This is a genomic window from Pseudomonas sp. URIL14HWK12:I6 (assembly GCF_000514195.1).
Classification (GTDB): domain Bacteria; phylum Pseudomonadota; class Gammaproteobacteria; order Pseudomonadales; family Pseudomonadaceae; genus Aquipseudomonas; species Aquipseudomonas putida_A.
In genome coordinates, this window is the sequence record NZ_KI911360.1 from 1 (window position 1) to 20,805 (window position 20,805).

A 20,805-nucleotide genomic window follows, 5' to 3' on the forward strand; every position below is an offset into this window, starting at 1 on the left:
GGTTCGATCCCCATCGTCCACCCCATATTTCGAAAGGCGCCAGATGTAACAATCTGGCGCCTTTGCTTTAAAAAGCTTCATCTGCGGATGTGGTGGAATTGGTAGACACACTGGATTTAGGTTCCAGCGCCGCGAGGCGTAAGAGTTCGAGTCTCTTCATCCGCACCAATTAAAGCTTCATTCATGCCGCAGGCCTGATGAAGTTCAGCAAAGAAGTTGAATGGCTTTTTTGTGACGCAATATGGTGGGCGTAGCTCAGTTGGTAGAGCACGGGATTGTGACTCCCGTTGTCGTGGGTTCGATCCCCATCGTCCACCCCATATTTCGAAAGGCGCCAGATTTAACAGTCTGGCGCCTTTTTTGTTTTACGGCTGGTGGTTTGTCGCGCAGCGTTTCGGGTCGAAGGGCAGGGCGTTTCGTCGTGTTCAGGGGCTTGCTGTCAGCGTGCCGACCGCCGGCCATGTTCGCGGGATCAGCCGTCAGGGAGATGGCTCGCAGTCTCTTCTATATATAGAAGCGGTTGAAGCAGAGCCTTGGCGTGATGGTCTTTATTCGTCTTCGAGGTGGAGTGCATTGCTGCATTCACACCTATAAATGGCCTGCTGTTTTTTTACCCGTTTTCAGTAGGGTGACTTCTTGAGTTTGACCCACTAGAATGCATGCCCTTGATTCTGGGGTCGGAAACGGCCGGCTAACGTCTGTGCAACGAGGAATATCCATGCAAGTTTCTGTTGAAAATACTACTGCTCTTGAGCGCCGCATGAGCGTCACCGTGCCGGCTGAGCGCATTGAGAGCCAGGTCAACAAGCGTCTGCAGCAGACTGCCCAAAAGGCCAAGATTGCTGGCTTCCGTCCAGGCAAAGTGCCAATGAGCGAAATCAAGCGCCGTTTCGGTGCTGACGCTCGTCAGGAAGCTGTTGGTGATGTCATCCAGTCCTCCTTCTACGAAGCCGTGGTTGAGCAGAAGCTGAACCCTGCCGGTTCGCCTTCGATCGAGCCGAAGTCGCTGGAAGCTGGCAAAGACCTGGAATACGTTGCCGTATTCGAAGTGTTCCCTGAGTTCACCGTTGCCGGTTTCGACGGCATCACTGTCGAGCGTCTGAGCGCTGAAGTGGCTGACGCCGATCTGGACAAGATGCTGGACATCCTGCGCAAGCAGAACACCCGTTTTGAAGTGGCCGATCGTGCTGCTCAGAACGAAGACCAGCTGAACATTGATTTCGTTGGCAAGGTTGACGGCGAAGCCTTCGCTGGCGGCTCGGCCAAAGGCACTCAACTGGTGCTGGGTTCCGGTCGCATGATCCCGGGCTTCGAAGAAGGCCTGGTGGGCGCTAAAGCGGGCGAAGAGCGCGTTCTGAACCTGACCTTCCCTGAGGACTATCAGAACCTGGACCTGGCCGGCAAAACCGCCGAGTTCACCGTGACTGTAAACACCGTGTCCGAGCCGAAGCTGCCAGAGCTGAACGAAGAGTTCTTCGCTCAATTCGGCATCAAGGAAAGCGGCATCGACGGTTTCCGCACCGAAGTTCGCAAGAACATGGAGCGTGAGCTGCGTCAGGCCATCAAGTCCAAGGTGAAAAATCAGGTAATGGACGGTCTGCTGGCCACCAACCCGATCGAAGTGCCGAAGGCTCTGCTGTCCAACGAAGTTGACCGTCTGCGTGTGCAGGCTGTTCAGCAGTTCGGTGGCAACATCAAGCCTGACCAACTGCCGGCCGAGCTGTTCGAAGAGCAAGCCAAGCGCCGTGTAGTGCTGGGTCTGATCGTGGCCGAAGTGGTCAAGCAATTCGACCTGAAGCCTGACGAAGCCCGCGTTCGCGAAATGATTCAGGAAATGGCTTCGGCTTACCAGGAACCTGAGCAGGTCGTGTCCTGGTACTACAAGAACGAGCAGCAACTGAACGAAGTTCGTTCGGTTGTGCTGGAAGAACAAGTTGTGGATACTGTTCTGCAGAAAGCTAGCGTGACCGACAAATCGGTCTCTTACGAAGAAGCGGTCAAGCCGGTAGAAGCTCCAAAAGCCGACTGATTGTTTTTGCGTTAAGAAGTACACACATAAGCCAGCCTTCGAGCTGGCTTATGCGTATTCAAGACATAACTATTTGGGAGTGACTGCAGAGCATGTTCCGTAATTCGTATATTCAGCAGAACTCTGATATCCAGGCCGCCGGCGGCCTGGTCCCGATGGTTGTCGAGCAATCTGCTCGTGGCGAGCGCGCCTATGACATCTACTCGCGCCTTCTGAAGGAGCGCGTAATTTTCCTGGTGGGTCCTGTAGAGGACTACATGGCCAACCTGATCTGTGCGCAATTGCTGTTCCTTGAAGCGGAAAACCCGGACAAGGACATCCATCTCTATATCAACTCCCCGGGCGGTTCGGTGACAGCGGGCATGTCGATCTACGACACCATGCAGTTCATCAAGCCAAACGTCTCGACGACCTGCATTGGTCAGGCGTGCAGCATGGGTGCATTCCTGCTGACGGCTGGTGCTCCAGGCAAGCGTTTCTGCCTGCCGAACTCGCGTGTGATGATTCACCAGCCACTGGGCGGTTTCCAGGGCCAGGCCTCGGATATCGAAATCCATGCCAAGGAAATCCTCTTCATCCGCGAGCGTCTGAACACGCTGATGGCCAAGCACAGCGGTCGTACGCTTGAAGAAATCGAGCGTGACACCAACCGCGACAACTTCATGAGTGCAGAAGCTGCGAAGGAATACGGCCTGATCGACGAAGTCATCAACCAGCGTCCTGCGTAAAATAAGCAGCTCAAAATAAGGTGGGTCGGCAGGTCCGACCACCAGCGGGCTTGAAAAAGCCCGCAATAGCCTTCATCTTGTGTTGCAAGCCTATCGGATTTGGATCGAACGAATGACTGACACCCGCAACGGCGAGGACAACGGCAAGCTGCTCTATTGCTCCTTCTGTGGCAAAAGCCAGCATGAAGTGCGCAAATTGATTGCCGGCCCCTCGGTCTTTATCTGCGACGAGTGCGTCGACCTGTGCAATGACATCATCCGCGAGGAGGTGCAGGAAGCACAGGCCGAAAGCAGCGCGCATAAATTGCCTTCGCCTAAAGAAATCAGCGGCATCCTTGACCAGTATGTAATCGGTCAGGAGCGTGCGAAAAAGGTTCTGGCCGTAGCGGTGTACAACCACTACAAGCGCCTGAATCAGCGTGACAAGAAGGCTGACGACGTCGAACTCGGCAAGAGCAACATCCTGCTGATCGGCCCGACAGGCTCCGGTAAAACCCTGCTGGCCGAAACACTGGCCCGCCTGCTGAACGTTCCGTTCACCATCGCTGACGCAACCACCCTCACCGAGGCCGGTTACGTAGGTGAAGATGTCGAGAACATCATTCAGAAATTGCTGCAAAAGTGCGATTACGACGTGGAAAAGGCCCAGATGGGCATTGTCTATATCGACGAAATCGACAAGATTTCCCGCAAGTCCGACAACCCGTCGATCACCCGCGATGTTTCCGGTGAAGGCGTGCAGCAGGCCTTGCTCAAGTTGATCGAAGGCACGGTCGCTTCCGTTCCACCGCAAGGTGGTCGCAAGCATCCGCAGCAGGAGTTCCTGCAGGTCGACACCCGTAACATCCTGTTCATCTGCGGCGGTGCGTTCTCTGGTCTGGAAAAGGTTATCCAAAACCGTTCCACCAAGGGCGGCATCGGTTTCAACGCAGAAGTGCGCAGCAAGGAAGAAGGCAAGAAAGTCGGTGAATCCCTGCGTGAAGTCGAGCCTGACGATCTGGTCAAGTTCGGTCTGATCCCGGAATTCGTCGGTCGTCTGCCGGTTCTTGCGACGCTGGACGAGCTCGACGAGGCTGCGTTGATGCAGATCCTCACCGAGCCGAAAAATGCTCTGACCAAACAGTATGCCAAGCTGTTCGAGATGGAAGGCGTGGATCTGGAGTTCCGGACCGACGCACTGAAGTCGGTCGCCAAGCGTGCCCTGGAACGTAAAACCGGTGCCCGTGGCCTGCGTTCGATTCTCGAAGGTGTGCTGCTCGACACGATGTACGAAATCCCTTCGCAGTCTGAAGTGAGCAAAGTCGTCATCGATGAAAGCGTGATTGAAGGCAAGTCCAAGCCACTGTATATCTACGAAAACAGTGAGCCGACGGCCAAGGCAGCGCCGGACGCGTAAGCGTCCACACTGCCGGAACAAAGAAGGGGCCTTCGGGCCTCTTTTTTTTTATGTCGTTTTTTACATCCGCTTTGCGCTTGTTTTTTTTCAAGGCAGCCCCCATCTTGGTTTCAAGTTTAATTCCATCTGATTACGGCCATATGGCCGCCGTAGAGGCGAAATCATGAAGACAACCATCGAATTGCCTCTCCTGCCATTGCGTGATGTCGTGGTGTATCCGCACATGGTTATCCCGCTGTTCGTGGGGCGCGAGAAATCCATCGAAGCCCTCGAGGCCGCGATGACGGGCGACAAGCAGATCCTGCTGCTGGCCCAGAGAAACCCGGCTGACGATGATCCCGGTGAAGAAGCTCTCTATCGCGTAGGTACTATCGCCACTGTGTTGCAGCTGCTGAAGCTGCCGGACGGCACCGTCAAGGTTCTGGTCGAAGGTGAGCAGCGCGGTGCTGTAGAGCGCTTCAGCGAAGTCGACGGGCATTGCCGCGCCGAAGTCTCGCTGATCGACGAAGTCGACGCCGCCGAGCGCGAATCCGAAGTGTTCGTGCGCAGCCTGCTGTCGCAGTTCGAACAATACGTGCAGTTGGGCAAGAAGGTCCCGGCTGAAGTCCTGTCGTCGCTCAACAGCATTGATGAGCCGGGTCGTCTGGTCGACACCATGGCCGCGCACATGGCGCTGAAGATCGAGCAGAAGCAGGAAATCCTCGAAATCATCGATCTGTCGGCCCGGGTCGAGCACGTGCTCGCCTTGCTGGATGCCGAAATCGATCTGCTGCAAGTTGAAAAACGCATTCGCGGCCGCGTCAAAAAGCAAATGGAGCGCAGCCAGCGCGAGTACTACCTGAATGAGCAGATGAAGGCCATTCAGAAAGAGCTGGGCGACGGTGACGAAGGTCACAATGAAATCGAAGAGCTGAAAAAGCGCATCGATGCTGCCGGCCTGCCGAAAGATGCCTTGGCCAAAGCCACCGCCGAGCTGAACAAGCTCAAGCAAATGTCGCCGATGTCCGCTGAAGCCACCGTGGTGCGCTCCTACATCGACTGGCTGGTGCAGGTGCCGTGGAAGGCGCAAAGCAAGGTACGCCTCGACCTGGCGCGTGCTGAAGACATTCTCGACGCCGATCACTACGGTCTCGAAGAGGTCAAGGAGCGCATCCTTGAATACCTCGCCGTGCAGAAGCGTGTGAAGAAGATCCGTGGCCCGGTGTTGTGCCTGGTGGGTCCTCCTGGCGTGGGTAAGACCTCGCTGGCAGAGTCGATTGCCCACGCCACCAACCGTAAATTTGTGCGTATGGCCCTCGGTGGCGTGCGTGACGAGGCGGAAATTCGTGGCCATCGCCGGACCTACATCGGTTCGATGCCAGGAAGATTGATTCAAAAGATGACAAAAGTGGGTGTGCGCAACCCGCTGTTCCTGCTCGATGAAATCGACAAAATGGGCAGCGACATGCGTGGCGACCCGGCGTCGGCGTTGCTGGAAGTGCTCGATCCGGAGCAGAACCACAACTTCAACGATCACTATCTGGAAGTCGATTACGACCTGTCCGATGTGATGTTTCTGTGCACCTCGAACTCGATGAACATCCCGCCGGCATTGCTGGACCGGATGGAAGTCATTCGTCTGCCGGGCTACACCGAAGACGAAAAGATCAACATCGCCGTAAAGTACCTGTCGCCCAAGCAGATTGCCGCCAATGGTCTGAAGAAAGGCGAGCTGGAATTCGATGAAGAAGCGATCCGCGACATCATCCGTTACTACACCCGTGAAGCCGGTGTGCGTGGCCTTGAACGTCAGATCGCCAAAGTCTGCCGCAAGGCTGTGAAAGAACATGCGCTGGAAAAACGCTTCTCGGTAAAAGTGACAGCTGACCTGCTCGAGCACTTCCTCGGCGTGCGTAAATTCCGCTACGGTCTGGCAGAGCAACAGGATCAGATCGGTCAGGTGACTGGCCTCGCGTGGACGCAGGTGGGCGGCGAATTGCTGACCATCGAAGCGGCTGTGGTACCGGGTAAAGGTCAGCTGATCAAGACCGGTTCGCTGGGCGATGTAATGGTCGAATCGATCACTGCGGCGCTGACCGTTGTGCGCAGCCGTGCCAAAAGCCTGGGCATTCCGCTGGACTTCCATGAGAAGCGCGACACGCACATTCACATGCCGGAAGGGGCGACCCCGAAGGACGGTCCTAGCGCGGGTGTGGGTATGTGCACGGCACTGGTGTCGGCCTTGACCGGGATTCCGGTGCGCGCCGATGTCGCCATGACCGGCGAAATTACCCTGCGTGGCCAAGTGTTGGCGATTGGTGGTCTGAAGGAAAAACTGCTCGCGGCTCACCGTGGCGGAATCAAGATTGTGATTATTCCGGAAGAGAACGTGCGCGATCTGAAGGAGATTCCTGACAATATCAAGCAGGATCTGCAGATTAAACCGGTTAAATGGATTGACGAGGTCCTGCAAATTGCGCTGCAATACGCGCCGGAGCCCTTGCCGGATGTGGCTCCGGAGATAGTTTCCAAGGACGAAAAACGTGAGTCTGATTCAAAGGAAAGAATTAGCACGCATTAATACGTTTTTGCCTGGGGGGCTTCCTTGACAGCTTTTTAGAGCCCTTGTTATAAAGCGGCTCTTAAGTGTCTGTAGGCCATTCAGCACTCGTTTTTGCTTTCACCAAAAAACTTAGAATCATCTCAAAATAGATATAAGGGGACTTAGAGTGAACAAGTCGGAACTGATTGATGCTATCGCTGCATCCGCTGATATCCCGAAAGCTGCTGCTGGCCGTGCGCTGGACGCTGTAATCGAATCCGTCACTGGCGCTCTCAAGGCTGGCGACTCCGTTGTTCTGGTTGGTTTCGGCACTTTCTCCGTGACTGATCGTCCAGCTCGCGTTGGTCGTAACCCACAGACCGGCAAGACGCTGCAAATCGCTGCTGCTAAAAAGCCAGGTTTCAAAGCCGGTAAAGCACTGAAAGAAGCTGTCAACTAAGTTAGTTTGTTTCAGGTTTTTACCCATCCGGGTCGGGGTCATGCCTGACTTGGCAGCGGAGCGGTAGAGCAGGTCGCTGGAACAGCCGCCTGTAACGCCGGGATCGAGGGTTCGAGCCCTGTCCGCTCCGCCAGTTACGAGAAGGCGCATCCTCGGATGCGCCTTTCTTCTATCCGGATTCTACCCACGCTCCACGGTTGCCTAATTTTTGAAGTTCAACCGTTTCTGGGGGACGCATGCTGCAGAATATCAGGGACAATTCACAAGGCTGGATTGCCAAGACCATTATCGGGGTCATCGTTGCACTGATGGCTCTGACCGGTTTCGATGCCATTTTCAAGGCCACAACGCACACCAACGATGCGGCCAAGGTCAATGGTGAAGAAATCAGCCAGAACGAGCTGAGCCAGGCCGTTGACATGCAACGCCGTCAGCTGATGCAACAACTGGGCAAGGACTTCGATGCTTCCTTGCTTGACGAAAAAATGCTCCGCGAATCGGCCCTCAAGGGTCTGATCGATCGCAAGCTGCTGCTGCAAGGCGCAGAACAATCGAAATTCGCTTTCTCCGAAGGTGCACTGGATCAGGTGATCCTGCAGACCCCTGAATTCCAGGTGGACGGCAAGTTCAGCTCCGAGCGCTTCGACCAGGTGATTCGTCAACTGGGCTACACCCGCATGCAATTCCGCCAGATGCTGGCTCAGGAAATGCTGATCGGTCAGTTGCGCGCCGGTGTTGCCGGTAGCGGCTTCGTCACCGACGCCGAAGTGCTGGCATTTGCCCGTCTGGAAAAACAGACCCGCGATTTCGCTTCGCTGAACGTCAAGGCCGACCCGGCCGCGGTCAAGCTGACCGACGATGAGGTCAAGGCTTACTACGACGAGCACGCCAAGGAGTTCATGACCCCTGAGCAAGTGGTCGTCGATTATGTCGAGCTGAAGAAGTCTTCTTTCTTCGACCAGGTTGCGGTCAAGGATGAAGACCTGCAGGCGGCGTATCAGAAAGAGATCGCCAACCTGTCGGAACAGCGTCGTGCGGCGCACATCCTGATCGAAGTCAACGACAAGACTACCGACGCTCAGGCCAAGGCGAAGATCGAAGAAGTCCAGGCGCGTCTGGCCAAGGGCGAGAAATTCGAAGCGCTGGCCAAGGAGTTCTCGCAGGATCCGGGCTCGGCCAACAATGGCGGTGACCTCGGTTTTGCCGGTCCTGGCGTCTATGATCCAGCTTTCGAAAAAGCCCTGTACTCGCTGAACAAGGACCAGGTGTCCGAGCCGGTGCGTACCGACTTCGGTTACCACCTGATCAAGCTGCTGGGTGTTGAAGCGCCGGAAGTTCCGACCCTGGCCAGCCTGAAAGACAAGTTGACCCGCGAGCTGAAGACTCAACAGGTCGAGCAGCGTTTTGTCGAGGCGACCAAGCAACTGGAAGACTCGGCGTTCGAAGCGTCTGACCTGGCCCAGCCTGCGGCAGATCTGAAACTGACTGTGCACACCTCCAAGCCGTTCGGCCGTGAAGGTGGCGAAGGCATCGCCGCCAACCGCGCGGTGGTGACGGCTGCGTTCAGTCAGGAAGTGCTGGAAGAAAACGCCAACAGCACCGGTATCGAGCTGGACCCGGAAACCGTGGTCGTGCTGCGCGCCAAGGAGCATCTGAAGCCTGAGCAGTTGCCACTCGAAGCGGTGAACACGGCGATCCGTGCCCAACTGACCAAAGAGCACGCCAGCGCTGCGGCCAAGACCAAGGCTGACCAGTTGATTGCTGGTCTGCGCGATGGCAAGACTGCGCAGGACAAGGCGGTTGACGGCCAGAACTGGAAAGTTGTGACGGCGGCGACCCGCGCTCAGGAAGGGGTTGACCCGACTGTGCTGCAGGCGTTGTTCCGCATGCCTAAACCGGCAGCCAAGGGCAAGCCGACGTTCAGCAGCGTGACCTTGCAGGACGGTAGTCTGATGATTGTGCGTCTGGACGGTGTGAATGAAGCGGTAGCGCCGACTGATGAAGAGAAGGCGCAGTACCGTCGTTTCCTGGCTTCGCGTGAAGGTCAGCAGGATTTTGCGGCGTTCCGTAAGCAGTTGGAGAGTCAGGCGGACATCAAGCGGTATTGATGGTTGACTGAGTGGTAACTGGAAAGCCCCGATCTTATGGTCGGGGTTTTTTTTTATGGTTGAGATTTGGGTGTATATTCGTTGCTTCGGGTGCTGCCGCTGGCGGTTTCGCTCTTACAGCGAGTCACTTTTCCAGACGCCGAAAAGTAACCAAAAGGCTTGGCCCCGGCGTTCGGCCCTCGCCGTGGCTCGGGTTCCTTCGTTACGGGATTCATCCGGGGGCATCGCCTCCGGTTTGCTTCGCTGCACCTCCTCTCGATGTGTTTGGCTTCGCCAAACGTCGCTGCGCTCCTTCCCCCGGATAAACCCCTCCACTCAGCCTGCCGATGGGGCCGGCACGGCAAGATCAAGAGCTTTCGGCGAGCTGACACTCGGCCCGTGTAGGAGCTGCCGAAGGCTGCGATCTTTTGATCTTTTGATCTTGATCTTGATCTTGATCTTGATCTTGATCTTGTGGGAGCTGGCTTGCCAGCGATGGCGGCCTGTCAGGCGAGCAATCTCTACCTGCCCACCTCAATCCCTGTGGGAACGAGCGGTCGATCGGTCAACCAATCCGCGACAGGCAAACCCATCACCTCACCCCCGCGAACCCATGACCTCGCGCAATGAGCGCCGCATACAAGGTCAAAACCAGCAACCCCACAACAATCCACGGAAACCCCCCAACCCCCAGACTCCCCAGCAGCAAACCACCCGCCAAACCACCCCCGGCAATTCCGACATTCCACAGGGTCACCAGCATCGACTGCGCCGTATCGGCAGCCTCTCCAGCGGTTTTCGCCGAGGCAGTCTGCAGCAGCGAAGGCATCGCACCGAACGCCAGGCCCCACACGGCGACGGCGAGGTAGACCACGGTCGCCGATTCTCGCCACAGGCCCAAGGCGATGGCGGAGAGCATGAACAGCAGCGTGCTGATCAGCATCAGTTCGCGCAGCCAGTGATCGATCAGGCTGCCGACGATCCACAGGCTCAGCACTGAGGCCAGGCCGAACACCAGCAGCACCCGGTCGATATCGCTGGCCAGCCCTGACGGTTGCAGGAACGGTGCGATGTAGGTGTACAGCAGGTTGTGGGCGATCACGTAGGTCAAGGTCACGAACAACACCGAGCGTACGCCGGGCAGGGTGAAGACCTGATGTAGGGGCTGGCGTTTTCCTGCGTGTTCTCCGGCAAAGTCCGGCACTTGCCAGCGCACCCAGATCACCAGCAACAGCGTCAGCGCAGTCATGATGGCGAAGCTAAGGCGCCAGCCGACCAGCGTGCCGAGTAGTGTGCCGGCCGGGATGCCCAGCGAGAGTGCCAGCGGTGCGCCAAGCATGGCGACGGTGATCGCCCGGCCTTGCAGGTGTGGGGCAACCATGCGGCTGGCGTAGCCTGCCAGCAACGCCCACAGCAGCCCGGCAAATATCCCGGCGAGCAAACGTGCGGTCAAAGTCAGCCAGTACCATTCCGACAGGGCGGTGATGCTGTTGGCGATGGCGAAGCCGCCGATGGCTGACAGCAGCAATGGCCGACGACGCCAGCTGCGGGTGACGATGGTCAGCGGGATGGCGGCGAGCATCGAGCCAATCGCGTACAGGGTGACCAGTTGCCCGATCAGTGCCTGGGAGACATTCAGCCCCGCGCTCATTTGTGGCAGCAGGCCGGCGGGCATGGCTTCGGTCAGCACCGTGATGAAACCGGCGGTAGCCAGCGCCAGCAGGGCGCCGAGGGGCAATCGTTCGCGGGTGTCGACTGGCTGGGTGAGGGCCGAGGTCAGTTGTGCGTCGTTCATGAGTCAGCGTCCATGTGCCGAAGTGGGTGAAGGCCATAGGCTAGGGCGCTGCGCATTGGAGAAAAATGGGTTACGGTTCCGAACATATCGGACATGGATGTCGTGAATCGGAGGGGCGGAATGGACAGTCTGGGCAGTATTTCGGTGTTTGTTCAGGTCGCCGAGACCCGCAGTTTTACCGAGGCTGGGCGGCTGCAGGGCGTGTCGTCTTCAGCGGTGGGCAAAAGTATCGCCCGGCTGGAGGCGCGATTGGGCGTGCGGCTGTTTCATCGCACTACCCGCAGCATCACCCTGACCAGCGAGGGCGCGCTGTTCCTCGCACGCTGTCGCAAAATTCTTGCCGAGGTGGAAGCCGCCGAGTTCGAACTTTGCGATTCCGCCTCGCAGCCCCATGGCAAACTGCGCATCAGCCTGCCGCAGGTGCACGGGCTGGTAATGCCGGTGATGAATGAGTTCATGGCGCTGTACCCGCAGATCGAGCTGGATCTGGACCTGACTGATCGCATGGTCGACGTGGTCGAGGAGGGCTTCGATGCGGTGATTCGTACCGGTCAGCCACGAGATTCACGGCTGATGGCGCGGCCCTTGGGTGAGTTTCATATGGTGCTGGTGGCGAGCCCGTTGTATCTGCGGGAGCACGGCGTGCCGCAAACTCCCGCCGATCTGGCGGAGCACGCCTGCTTGCGGCACACCTTTCATGCCACTGGCAAGCTGGAGCCATGGCCATTGATTGGCGAGGAGGGCGCGCCGGAGCCGAGCTTGCCGGCGCGGCTGGTCACTACCTCCATCGAAGCCGTCAATCATGCGGCCCTGGCAGGGATGGGTATCGCCTGCCTGCCGGATTTCATGACCCATGAGGATGTGGCGCAGGGGCGCTTGCAGCGAGTGCTGGATGCGCATATGAAGCACACCGGTCAGTTCTGGGTGTTGTGGCCCTCCAGTCGCCATGCCACCGCCAAATTGCGCGTCTTCATCGATCACTTGTCGCTGCGACTTTTTCCGGCAAACAAGGGTCAATAGGGTTGTAACGGCTTTAAGACACAATCCATGCGCCGCAGGGCCACGTTCTGTTGCACAATACGCCCCGGACTGTTTTTCCTCAGGATGTTCAATGTTGATTTCAACTCCCATGCGTGTCGTTGGGTTGGCGCTGTTGTTGACCGCTGTTGCTGGCTGTTCGAAGGACAAGCCGATCTATGAGCATGAGAACTTCGATGATTCCGGCACGTTCTCGCGCAATTACCCGGTGGCCGACACCGCGAGTTGCGAGGCGGCCCGTCGTGCGTTGCTCAGCCAGGGCTACATCATCACCAGCAGTGACCCGAAACTGGTCAGTGGCCACAAGAGTTTCCAGCAGACCGGGGAAACCCACCTGGAAATCAGCTTCAATGTGGTGTGTGCCGAAGATGGCAGTGCCAAGCACCATGCCACGGTGTTCGCCAATGCCCTGCAGGATCGCTACGCGCTGAAGAAGACCAACAACTCCGCCAGTCTCGGGGTTGGCGTATTGGGTTCGGTGTCGATGCCGATCGGTTCTTCGGACGATTCAATGGTCAAGGTCGCCAGCGAAACCGTGACCTCGCAGAAGTTCTACGAGCGGTTCTTCACGCTGGTTGAGTTGTTCCTGCCAGCCGATGCGAAGAAAGCCGCGCACATCGAAGAAAAACCCAAAACCGATCTCGGTGTGCCTGAACCCAAGCCTGCCGCTGTAGCGCCGGTTACACCTGCACCGGCGGTAGAGGCAACGCCTGCACCGCCGCCAGCCGGGATTGTCGAGCCTGCCCAAAACATGACGCCGGCAGCCCCGGCAGCGACCCCGGCCCCGGTTGCGCCGACGCCAACGGGTTCTGAGCCAGTGGTGCCGCCGGCCGAGTCAGCGCCGATCACCCCGGCACCGAGTGCAGAGCCTGCACCGGCTACCGAAACGATCACGCCGCCGGCCAACCCGACCAATATCCCGCCGCCATCGGAGCCGATTCCGGCGATGCAATAAGCTGCGCGCAGCCCTCCTGTGGGAGCGGGCTTGCTCGCGAAAGCGGAGTATCAGTCAATGTATATGTTGATTGACACTGCGCTTTCGCGAGCAAGCCCGCTCCCACATTTGTTTTGTGGTGTACTCAAATCTCGTTACATTCCCCCGACAAAAATCCTGCGATAAATTCCTGACCACCTGCTACGTTTTATTCATGAAGGCGGGATGTCACTTTTCCTTCATACGGGCACGATAGGCTCGAGGCACTGGTCAGTTGACCGGGCTATTTTCAAACGGGCAGCAGGGGGATCACACGATGGACGACTATCAAGAAGAACTGCTCGAATTCCAGGCGTATGAACTGGATCAGCCAGAGCCGGCCGAAGACGCCACCGAGCTTTAAGGCGTCAGGCGGTTTTGCGATGACTGCGGCGAAACTCGCCGGGGGTCTGGCCGCTCCAGCGCTTGAAGGCGCGTTGAAACGCCTCGGCTGAAGCAAAGCCCAGCAGGTAGGCGATCTCGCCGAACGCCAGTTCGGTGTCGCGGATGTAGGTCATCGCCAGATCACGGCGGGTGTCGTTGAGGATCGCGCGAAACTGCGTGCCTTCTTCGGCCAGTTTGCGCCGCAACGTCCAGGTCGGCAGCTTCAGGCGAGCCGCCACTTCTTCCAGGTCGGGTTCCCGGCCACCATTGAGCAACGGCCCCAACAGCTGAGTGATGCGTTCACGCAGGCTGCGGGTGCGGGTCAATTGCTCCAGTTCTCGTTCACACAATTGCAGCAGATGCCGCCAGGTACTTGGGCAGTGCTCGGGATTACGCTGTGCGAGGCTGTTCAGGTTCAGGCGCAATTGATTGCGCTCAGCGCCGAACTGGATCGGGCAGTCGCCCAGCGCGTTGTAGGCGTCGCGGTAGTCCGACGCGTCAAATTCGATCTCGATGCGCTCGGCGCGCAGTGGCTCGCGACCGACGCTGGACAGTTGATGCAACCAGCCGGCGATGATCGAATCCACTACAAAACGGTTATAGGCGTTGTACGGGCTGATCGAATAGAAGCGCAGCCACGCGCCATGAGCGTCTTCGTGAAAACTCGACTGCCCGCGATAGTTGGAGCCGTACAGCGGCTCGAAGCGGATCAGACAACGGGCGGCCTCGCGCACGGTCGGCGCCTGCGCGGCAGTGACCCCGGCGAGCCCGGCCTGACTCAAGCGGCTGAGCTGGCCCATGCGCAAGCCCAGTGCCGGATCGCCGGTCAACTGAATCGCGCTGTGCCCCAGACGCATGTAGCGCGGAATCGACAACCGCGCGCCGGCCTCGGCCAGTCGCGCAGCATCCAGGCCGTATTGTTCAAGCAGCGGTTGCGGATCGGCGCCATGGCTGCGCACGGCATCAGCGAGACTGTGCACGAAACCTACCGACAGATCCCCCAGACGCATCGGCAGCGGCTTCATGGCTTACAACCAGATGTTCAGCAGACGCGCGCCACGGGCTTCGCCATCGGCGAATTGCTGACCGTTGCTGCTGAGGAAGCTTTGCCCCGAACCGGGCTTGTCCCAGAACTGGCCGCGCAGGAACACACTCATGCCAGCAATCGCGCGACTGCTCGGCGGCTGCGCGGTCAGCGTCAGGCGATGCCAGGCCTGACCCTCACTGATTTCCCCGGGCTTGAGGCTGACCGACCCCGGTGTGCTCGAACCCTTGTAACCGGCCCACGGCTGATTCCAGGCGTCGTGACCGACGACGAAGGCCGGCACCGCCACCAGTTGCGCGCCTTGCTCGTCGAGTCGGCGATAGTTGTCGGGGTACCAGCTGTCGCTGCCAATCAGCACACCCAGACGCCCGGCCGGGGTCTCGATCACGTTGATCGCGTGCTCGTCTTCGCTTCCGATCACGTCACGTTGTTCGAAGATCGGGTGCATCTGCCGCTGGGGCTGGCCCAGCGGCACGCCATCACGGCCGAATACCACGCTGCTGTTGAACAGCGCGCCGCTACCGGGCTTGAGCCGGCCATCACGAATACTCGGTTCGGGCAGGACAATGGAGCCGGCCACCAGTGTGACGTGGAATTCCTTGGCTAGACCACCGAATAACGTCTGGTAATCCTTGGCCATGGCTTTGGACTTCATCCGCAGATGCGCGTCGTCAAGCCGATTTTCGCCCTTGGCAGTGAGCCAGGCGCGGGCGAACAGCAACGGATTGCTCGCCGCCAGCCAGTTCATCGCTTCGACGAGGGTCGGCGCCTGGTAGAGCTCGTCTTTCTCGCCGCTGATCATCAGCCAGGTGCCGACATGCTCGGGCAGTACCACCACGGTTTTTTCGTTCAGCAGCCCCTGATCCTGTGCCTGCTGCAGATAGGCCGCGAGTTTGCGGTGCAGGCGCTCCGGGCTTTGGTAGTCGGTGGGAAACAGTTCCGGCTGGATGCCCAGCAGATTACCGCGGTCGGCGGGCGTGCCCTGATCGACCGCCAGTTTGATGCGCAGGTCCGACAGGTAATGCCCCGCCGGCCGGTCTGCCGCCCACATGGCGTAGGTGGTCAGGGCGGCAACGATGGCCATGGAGAAAAACAGATACAGAAGTTTGCGCATGAAAACCAATAACAGCCGGGTACAGGGTGTGGCGACTAGGGTAGGGCGCATGCCTACGCTTGCCAAGGGGTGCTGCGCATTTGGATCAATAAGTTGTCAGTTTCGGTCATTGAGTGACAGCAGTGCGACTCTTAGTCTGTCGAACATGACTGATGGGGGACGCAGAGCTCCCGCAATTTCCGTGATCGCTCGTTGTGGAGTTACCGATGACCGCCGCTCATTATCCGCACCTGTTGGCCCCGCTGGACCTGGGATTCACCACGCTGCGCAACCGCACCCTGATGGGCTCGATGCACACCGGCCTTGAAGAGAAACCGGGTGGCTTCGAACGCATGGCGGCTTACTTCGCCGAGCGTGCCCGTGGCGGCGTCGGCCTGATGGTCACCGGCGGTATCGGCCCGAACGACGAGGGCAGCGTGTACTCCGGCGCAGCCAAGCTGACCACCGAGGAAGAAGCGCTCAAGCACCGCATCGTCACCCGCGCAGTGCACGAGGCGGGCGGCAAGATCTGCATGCAGATCCTCCACGCCGGGCGTTATGCCTACAGCCCGAAACAGGTGGCGCCGAGTGCGATTCAGGCGCCGATCAACCCGTTCAAGCCCAAAGAGCTGGACGAGGAGGGCATCGAGAAACAGATCAGCGATTTCGTCACCTGTTCGGTACTGGCGCAGAGCGCCGAGTATGACGGTGTGGAAATTATGGGCTCGGAAGGTTATTTCATTAACCAGTTCCTCGCCGCGCACACCAACCACCGCACCGACCGCTGGGGCGGCAGTTATGAAAACCGCATGCGCCTGCCGGTGGAAATCGTCCGCCGCGTACGTGAAGCGGTCGGGCCGAACTTCATCATCATCTTCCGTCTGTCGATGCTCGATCTGGTCGAGGGCGGCAGCAGTTGGGAAGAGATTGTGACCCTGGCGAAAGCCATCGAGCAGGCCGGCGCGACCATCATCAATACCGGCATCGGCTGGCACGAAGCGCGGATCCCGACCATCGCCACCAAGGTGCCGCGCGCGGCGTTCAGCAAGGTCACCGCCAAACTGCGTGGTTCGGTGAACATTCCGCTGATCACCACCAACCGCATCAACACCCCGGAAATCGCCGAGCAGATCCTCGCTGAAGGCGATGCCGACATGGTCTCGATGGCACGGCCGTTCCTCGCCGATCCGGACTTCGTCAACAAAGCCGCAGAAGGCCGCGCCGACGAAATCAACACCTGCATCGGCTGCAACCAGGCGTGCCTCGATCACACCTTCGGCGGCAAACTCACCAGTTGCCTGGTCAACCCGCGTGCCTGCCATGAAACCGAGCTCAACTATTTGCCGGTGCAACAGATCAAGAAGATTGCCGTGGTCGGTGCCGGGCCTGCCGGTCTGTCCGCCGCGACCGTGGCCGCCGAGCGTGGCCATCAGGTGACGTTGTTCGATTCGGCCAGCGAGATTGGCGGCCAGTTCAACATCGCCAAGCGCGTGCCGGGCAAGGAAGAATTCTTCGAAACCCTGCGCTACTTCAAGCGCAAGCTGCAGACCACGAATGTCGAGGTGTGCCTGAACACCCGTGTCGACGTGGCGAAGCTGGTCGAGGGCGGTTACGACGAAATCATCCTCGCCACCGGCATCGCGCCGCGTGTGCCGGCGATTCCGGGCGTCGAGAATGCCAAGGTGCTGAGCTACCTGGACGTGATCCTCGAGCGCAAACCGGTGGGCAAGCGTGTCGCGGTGATTGGCGCGGGCGGCATCGGTTTCGATGTCTCGGAATTCCTTGTGCACGAAGGCGTGGCCACCAGTCTCGATCGCACCGCGTTCTGGAAAGAGTGGGGCATCGACACCCATCTGGAAGCCCGTGGTGGCGTGGCCGGGATCAAAGCAGCGCCGCACGCGCCGGCTCGCGAAGTGTTCCTGTTGCAGCGCAAGAAAACCAAGGTCGGTGATGGTCTGGGCAAGACCACCGGCTGGATTCACCGCACCGGTCTGAAGAACAAGCAGGTGCAGATGCTCAATAGCGTCGAATACCTGAAGATCGACGACGAAGGCCTGCACATCCGCATTGGCGAAACCGGCGAGCCGCAAGTGCTGGCGGTGGACAACATCGTGATCTGCGCCGGTCAGGATCCACTGCGGGATCTGCAGGACGGTCTGGTCGCAGCGGGGCAGAGTGTGCACCTGATCGGCGGCGCTGATGTGGCGGCCGAGCTGGATGCCAAGCGGGCGATCAACCAGGGTTCGCGTCTGGCTGCTGAACTCTAAGCCCCACAAATCTCCAATGTGGGAGCGGGCTTGCTCGCGAAGGCGTCGTGTCAGTTGAACTATCCAATGACTGACAGACCGCATTCGCGAGCAAGCCCGCTCCCACAGTAGATTTGTGGTGTTCGCAGAATTTATGCATGCCGCGGATCCTGTAGGAGTGAGCCTGCTCGCGATGGCGTCCTGTGAGCGACTAGAATGCCGGCTCTGCCTCGAATGATCAGTCGCCCATGCTTCTTCCTCCCGCCAACTGGCTACCCCAAGCCCCCCTCGAATTGCTTCAACTCGACTGGCTCACCAACGCCGGAATCGAGGTCGCCATCCTGCGCCTCGACCAGACCGACCCGCTGATCAGCGGCAACAAATGGTTCAAACTCACCGAACACCTCAAAGCTGCCGACCGCGCCGGCGCGCAGGGCATCATCAGCCTTGGTGGCGCACATTCCAATCATCTGCATGCGCTGGCGGCGGCTGGCAAGCGTCTGGGTTTCGAAACCGTTGGGCTGTTGCGTGGCCATCCACAGCAGACGCCCACGGTTGAGGACCTGCAGGCGTTCGGCATGCAACTGCACTGGCTCGGTTACGGTGGCTATCGGGCGCGGCATGAGCCCGGATTCTGGGAGCCTTGGCAGGCGCAGTTCCCGAATCTGCACGCAGTGCCAGAGGGTGGCGGCGGATTGGCCGGTGCCTTAGGCTGCAAAGCGCTCAAGGAGCAGGTGATCACGCAACTGAACAATCTGGGCTGGAGCGATTTCCACGGCTGGTGGCTGGCGTGCGGCACCGGGACGACTCTGGCAGGGTTGGTACTCGCCGAGGCGGGAGAGCGTGCGGTGTACGGCGCGCTGGCGGTGCCGGAGGATCATGGCGTGGCGGCGCAGGTGGAGGCGATCGTTCGGGAGACGGATATGGCAATGACGAATTACGCATTGTTCGACGCGAGCCGGGGTGGTTTTGCCAAGGTTGATCCGGTGTTGCTTGAGTTCATCGAGAGCACTGAGCGCAGTAGCGGCGTTCCGTTGGAGCCGCTGTATACCGGCAAGGCTTTGTTGATGCTCAAGGAGCAGATTGAGGCCGGCAGATTTGAGCCAGGCACCCGGTTGATCTTTGTTCATACCGGCGGTTTGCAGGGGCGCCGCGGATTCACTTCCTACAGTTGAACTTCTGTGGCGAGGGAGCTTGCTCCCGCTCGGCGGCGCAGCCGTCGTCGATTCAGCGAATACAGTTTGCCTGACAGTCCAGATTTTCAGGATTCAGGTCTGCTGCGCAGCCCAGCGGGAGCAAGCACCCTCGCCACAGGGGAAATTTACCGAGTTGGTGTTCAACCGCGCTTGGGCATCATCCGCAGCAACGTGTTATCGCCCACCACATAATGGTGATAAAGCCCCGCCAAGGCATGCAGACCGATCAGCCAGTAACCTGCGGTGGCAATCAGCACGTGCCAGCCTTCAACTTGTTTGGCGAACGCTTTGTCCTCGCTCACCAGCAATGGCAGATCGAAACCGTAGAACATCACCTGATGCCCCTCGGCGCTGGTAATCAGCCAGCCAAGAATCGGCATGCTGATCATGAACAGGTACAACAGCCAGTGCATCACCCGCGCCAGCAGGGTTTGCCACTGCGGCGAGGCCGGGAAGATTTTCGGTGCCGGGCCGATGCTGCGCGCTACCAGACGAAACCACACCAGCACGAACACGGTCAGGCCGAGCATGTAATGCACTTCGCGGATCAGCGTGCGACCGCCACTGCCTTTGGGAAAAATCCCGCGCAACTCCATGCTGGCATACACCAGGATCAACAGGACCAGCATCAGCCAGTGCAGCAGCACGGACACGGTGCTGTAGCGGGATTCGGAACTTGTCCACGGCATACGGTGTTTCCTCACAGATCAGGATCGCCACGTGCCGTTCTTGTGCGACGGCATGCTTTAACTGTAATCCCCTTTGGCAGATTTGCCTGAGGCTGATCGGAGTTTTACTGCGCTGAGTCAGGGCTTTAGCCAAAAAAAACGCCAGTGTCGCGAAGACCCTGGCGTTTTCTATTGTTTGATCAAACGCGCAATCAGCTCGATTGCGGCATCTCACCGTTGGCCAGACGCTTGTTGATGTCGGCAATCACTTCCGGCAGGTCGCTGATGGTGTCGATCATGTAGTGCGGACGCGAATCGGCGAACAGCGCGTGGATGCGTTTGCGTTCGCTGGCCAGTTCATCGCTGCCCAGCGCCCGGTAGCCGGCGTAGTCCAGGCCCAGTGCGTTGCCCGAGCAGATCAGCGCCACGGTCCACATTCCGGCGCGACGACCTTCGAGGATGCCCGGTACGGTGTCGTCGATCTTCACGCAGGCGCCGACGTCGTCGATGCCCAGGGCGATCACGTTGGCCAGGGCCTGAGCCGGCCATGGCCGACCGTTCGGCACTTCGTCGGTGGCGACTACGTGGTCGGCGACGTAGCCGTTGGTAGCGGCCAGCGCCACGACCTTGTCCATCACCTGTTTCGGGTAGCCGGAGCAGGAACCGATCTTGATCCCTTGCTGGCGCAGGTTGGCGATGGTTTCCAGTGCGCCGGGAATCAGCGCCGAGTGCTCGGCGATCTTCTCGATCTGCAGCGGCATGAAGCGGTTGTAGATCGCGGTCACGTCATCGTCGGTCGGGGTGCGGCCGAACGCTTTGCGATAACGCTCGGCGACCTGCGGCTGATCGCACAGGGTACGAATGTGATCCCACTTGCCCATGCCCATCGGGCCACGGGCTTCTTCGATGGACACCTGAACGTCGAACTCGGCGAAGGCTTCGACGAAGATCTGCGTCGGTGCGAACGAGCCGAAATCGACCACGGTGCCGGCCCAGTCGAGGATCGCGGCTTGCAGCTTGCTTGGGTTGGTGTAGTTCATGGCAATCAATTCCTGAGTTGGCAATACGGTTCAAAACTGTGGGAGCGGGCTTGCTCGCGAATGCGGCGGCACATTCAACATTGATGGCGGCTGACACTCCGCCTTC

At 59.0% G+C, this 20,805-nt stretch carries 15 protein-coding genes and 2 tRNA genes; 12 read left to right on the forward strand and 5 right to left on the reverse strand.

Annotated features, from left to right (window positions below; all coding sequences use genetic code 11):
* Positions 1–83 precede the first annotated feature (83 nt).
* From H043_RS0128060 to H043_RS0128095, 8 genes are all read left to right on the forward strand, one after another.
* Positions 84–168, forward strand: a tRNA-Leu gene (locus H043_RS0128060).
* Positions 169–244: 76 nt separating this feature from the next.
* A tRNA-His gene (locus tag H043_RS0128065) sits at positions 245–320 on the forward strand.
* Between the two features lie 398 nt (positions 321–718).
* On the forward strand, positions 719–2,029 hold the full coding sequence (gene tig / locus H043_RS0128070) for a trigger factor (RefSeq protein WP_027614582.1): 1,311 nt from the start codon (positions 719–721) through the stop codon (positions 2,027–2,029).
* A 92-nt stretch (positions 2,030–2,121) separates the two neighbouring features.
* Positions 2,122–2,757, forward strand: coding sequence for an ATP-dependent Clp endopeptidase proteolytic subunit ClpP (clpP, locus tag H043_RS0128075; RefSeq protein WP_007951559.1), 636 nt, complete (start codon positions 2,122–2,124; stop codon positions 2,755–2,757).
* A 112-nt stretch (positions 2,758–2,869) separates the two neighbouring features.
* Positions 2,870–4,153, forward strand: coding sequence for an ATP-dependent Clp protease ATP-binding subunit ClpX (gene clpX / locus H043_RS0128080; RefSeq protein WP_003223632.1), 1,284 nt, complete (start codon positions 2,870–2,872; stop codon positions 4,151–4,153).
* Between the two features lie 163 nt (positions 4,154–4,316).
* On the forward strand, positions 4,317–6,713 hold the full coding sequence (gene lon / locus H043_RS0128085; protein WP_027614583.1) for an endopeptidase La: 2,397 nt from the start codon (positions 4,317–4,319) through the stop codon (positions 6,711–6,713).
* Positions 6,714–6,861: 148 nt separating this feature from the next.
* The gene (locus tag H043_RS30200; RefSeq protein ID WP_008077714.1) at positions 6,862–7,134 is read left to right on the forward strand and encodes an HU family DNA-binding protein; all 273 of its coding nucleotides are present in this window, start codon (positions 6,862–6,864) and stop codon (positions 7,132–7,134) included.
* A 236-nt stretch (positions 7,135–7,370) separates the two neighbouring features.
* Positions 7,371–9,242, forward strand: coding sequence for a SurA N-terminal domain-containing protein (locus H043_RS0128095; RefSeq protein ID WP_027614585.1), 1,872 nt, complete (start codon positions 7,371–7,373; stop codon positions 9,240–9,242).
* A 571-nt stretch (positions 9,243–9,813) separates the two neighbouring features.
* On the opposite strand, the gene H043_RS0128100 is transcribed toward H043_RS0128095, so the two are convergent.
* A complete protein-coding gene (locus H043_RS0128100; RefSeq protein WP_027614586.1) occupies positions 9,814–11,016 on the reverse strand; it encodes an MFS transporter in 1,203 nt (400 codons plus the stop codon).
* A 120-nt stretch (positions 11,017–11,136) separates the two neighbouring features.
* Here H043_RS0128100 and H043_RS0128105 point away from each other — a divergent pair, with 120 nt between their 5' ends.
* Positions 11,137–12,036, forward strand: coding sequence for a LysR family transcriptional regulator (locus H043_RS0128105; protein ID WP_027614587.1), 900 nt, complete (start codon positions 11,137–11,139; stop codon positions 12,034–12,036).
* A gap of 91 nt (positions 12,037–12,127) precedes the next feature.
* Positions 12,128–13,009: a DUF2242 domain-containing protein gene (locus H043_RS0128110; protein WP_027614588.1), complete on the forward strand. Its 882-nt coding sequence runs from the start codon at positions 12,128–12,130 to the stop codon at positions 13,007–13,009.
* Positions 13,010–13,395: 386 nt separating this feature from the next.
* Here the strand turns inward: H043_RS0128110 and H043_RS0128120 are convergent, their stop codons facing one another.
* A complete protein-coding gene (locus H043_RS0128120; RefSeq protein WP_027614589.1) occupies positions 13,396–14,436 on the reverse strand; it encodes an AraC family transcriptional regulator in 1,041 nt (346 codons plus the stop codon).
* Between the two features lie 3 nt (positions 14,437–14,439).
* Positions 14,440–15,570 carry a nitrilase-related carbon-nitrogen hydrolase gene (locus H043_RS0128125; RefSeq protein WP_027614590.1) on the reverse strand — a complete coding sequence of 377 codons (1,131 nt, stop codon included), beginning with the start codon at positions 15,568–15,570 and terminating at the stop codon, positions 14,440–14,442.
* 206 nt (positions 15,571–15,776) lie between these two features.
* Here H043_RS0128125 and H043_RS0128130 point away from each other — a divergent pair, with 206 nt between their 5' ends.
* Together H043_RS0128130 and H043_RS0128135 are read left to right on the forward strand one after the other, a co-directional pair.
* Positions 15,777–17,816 (forward strand): FAD-dependent oxidoreductase, encoded by a 2,040-nt coding sequence (locus H043_RS0128130; RefSeq protein WP_027614591.1) that lies wholly within the window; start codon positions 15,777–15,779, stop codon positions 17,814–17,816.
* A 227-nt stretch (positions 17,817–18,043) separates the two neighbouring features.
* Positions 18,044–18,970: a 1-aminocyclopropane-1-carboxylate deaminase/D-cysteine desulfhydrase gene (locus tag H043_RS0128135; protein WP_027614592.1), complete on the forward strand. Its 927-nt coding sequence runs from the start codon at positions 18,044–18,046 to the stop codon at positions 18,968–18,970.
* Between the two features lie 161 nt (positions 18,971–19,131).
* Here H043_RS0128135 and H043_RS0128140 read toward each other — a convergent pair whose 3' ends face one another.
* A complete protein-coding gene (locus H043_RS0128140; RefSeq protein WP_027614593.1) occupies positions 19,132–19,680 on the reverse strand; it encodes a cytochrome b in 549 nt (182 codons plus the stop codon).
* A 191-nt stretch (positions 19,681–19,871) separates the two neighbouring features.
* On the reverse strand, positions 19,872–20,699 hold the full coding sequence (gene phnX / locus H043_RS0128145; RefSeq protein WP_027614594.1) for a phosphonoacetaldehyde hydrolase: 828 nt from the start codon (positions 20,697–20,699) through the stop codon (positions 19,872–19,874).
* Positions 20,700–20,805 lie beyond the last annotated feature (106 nt).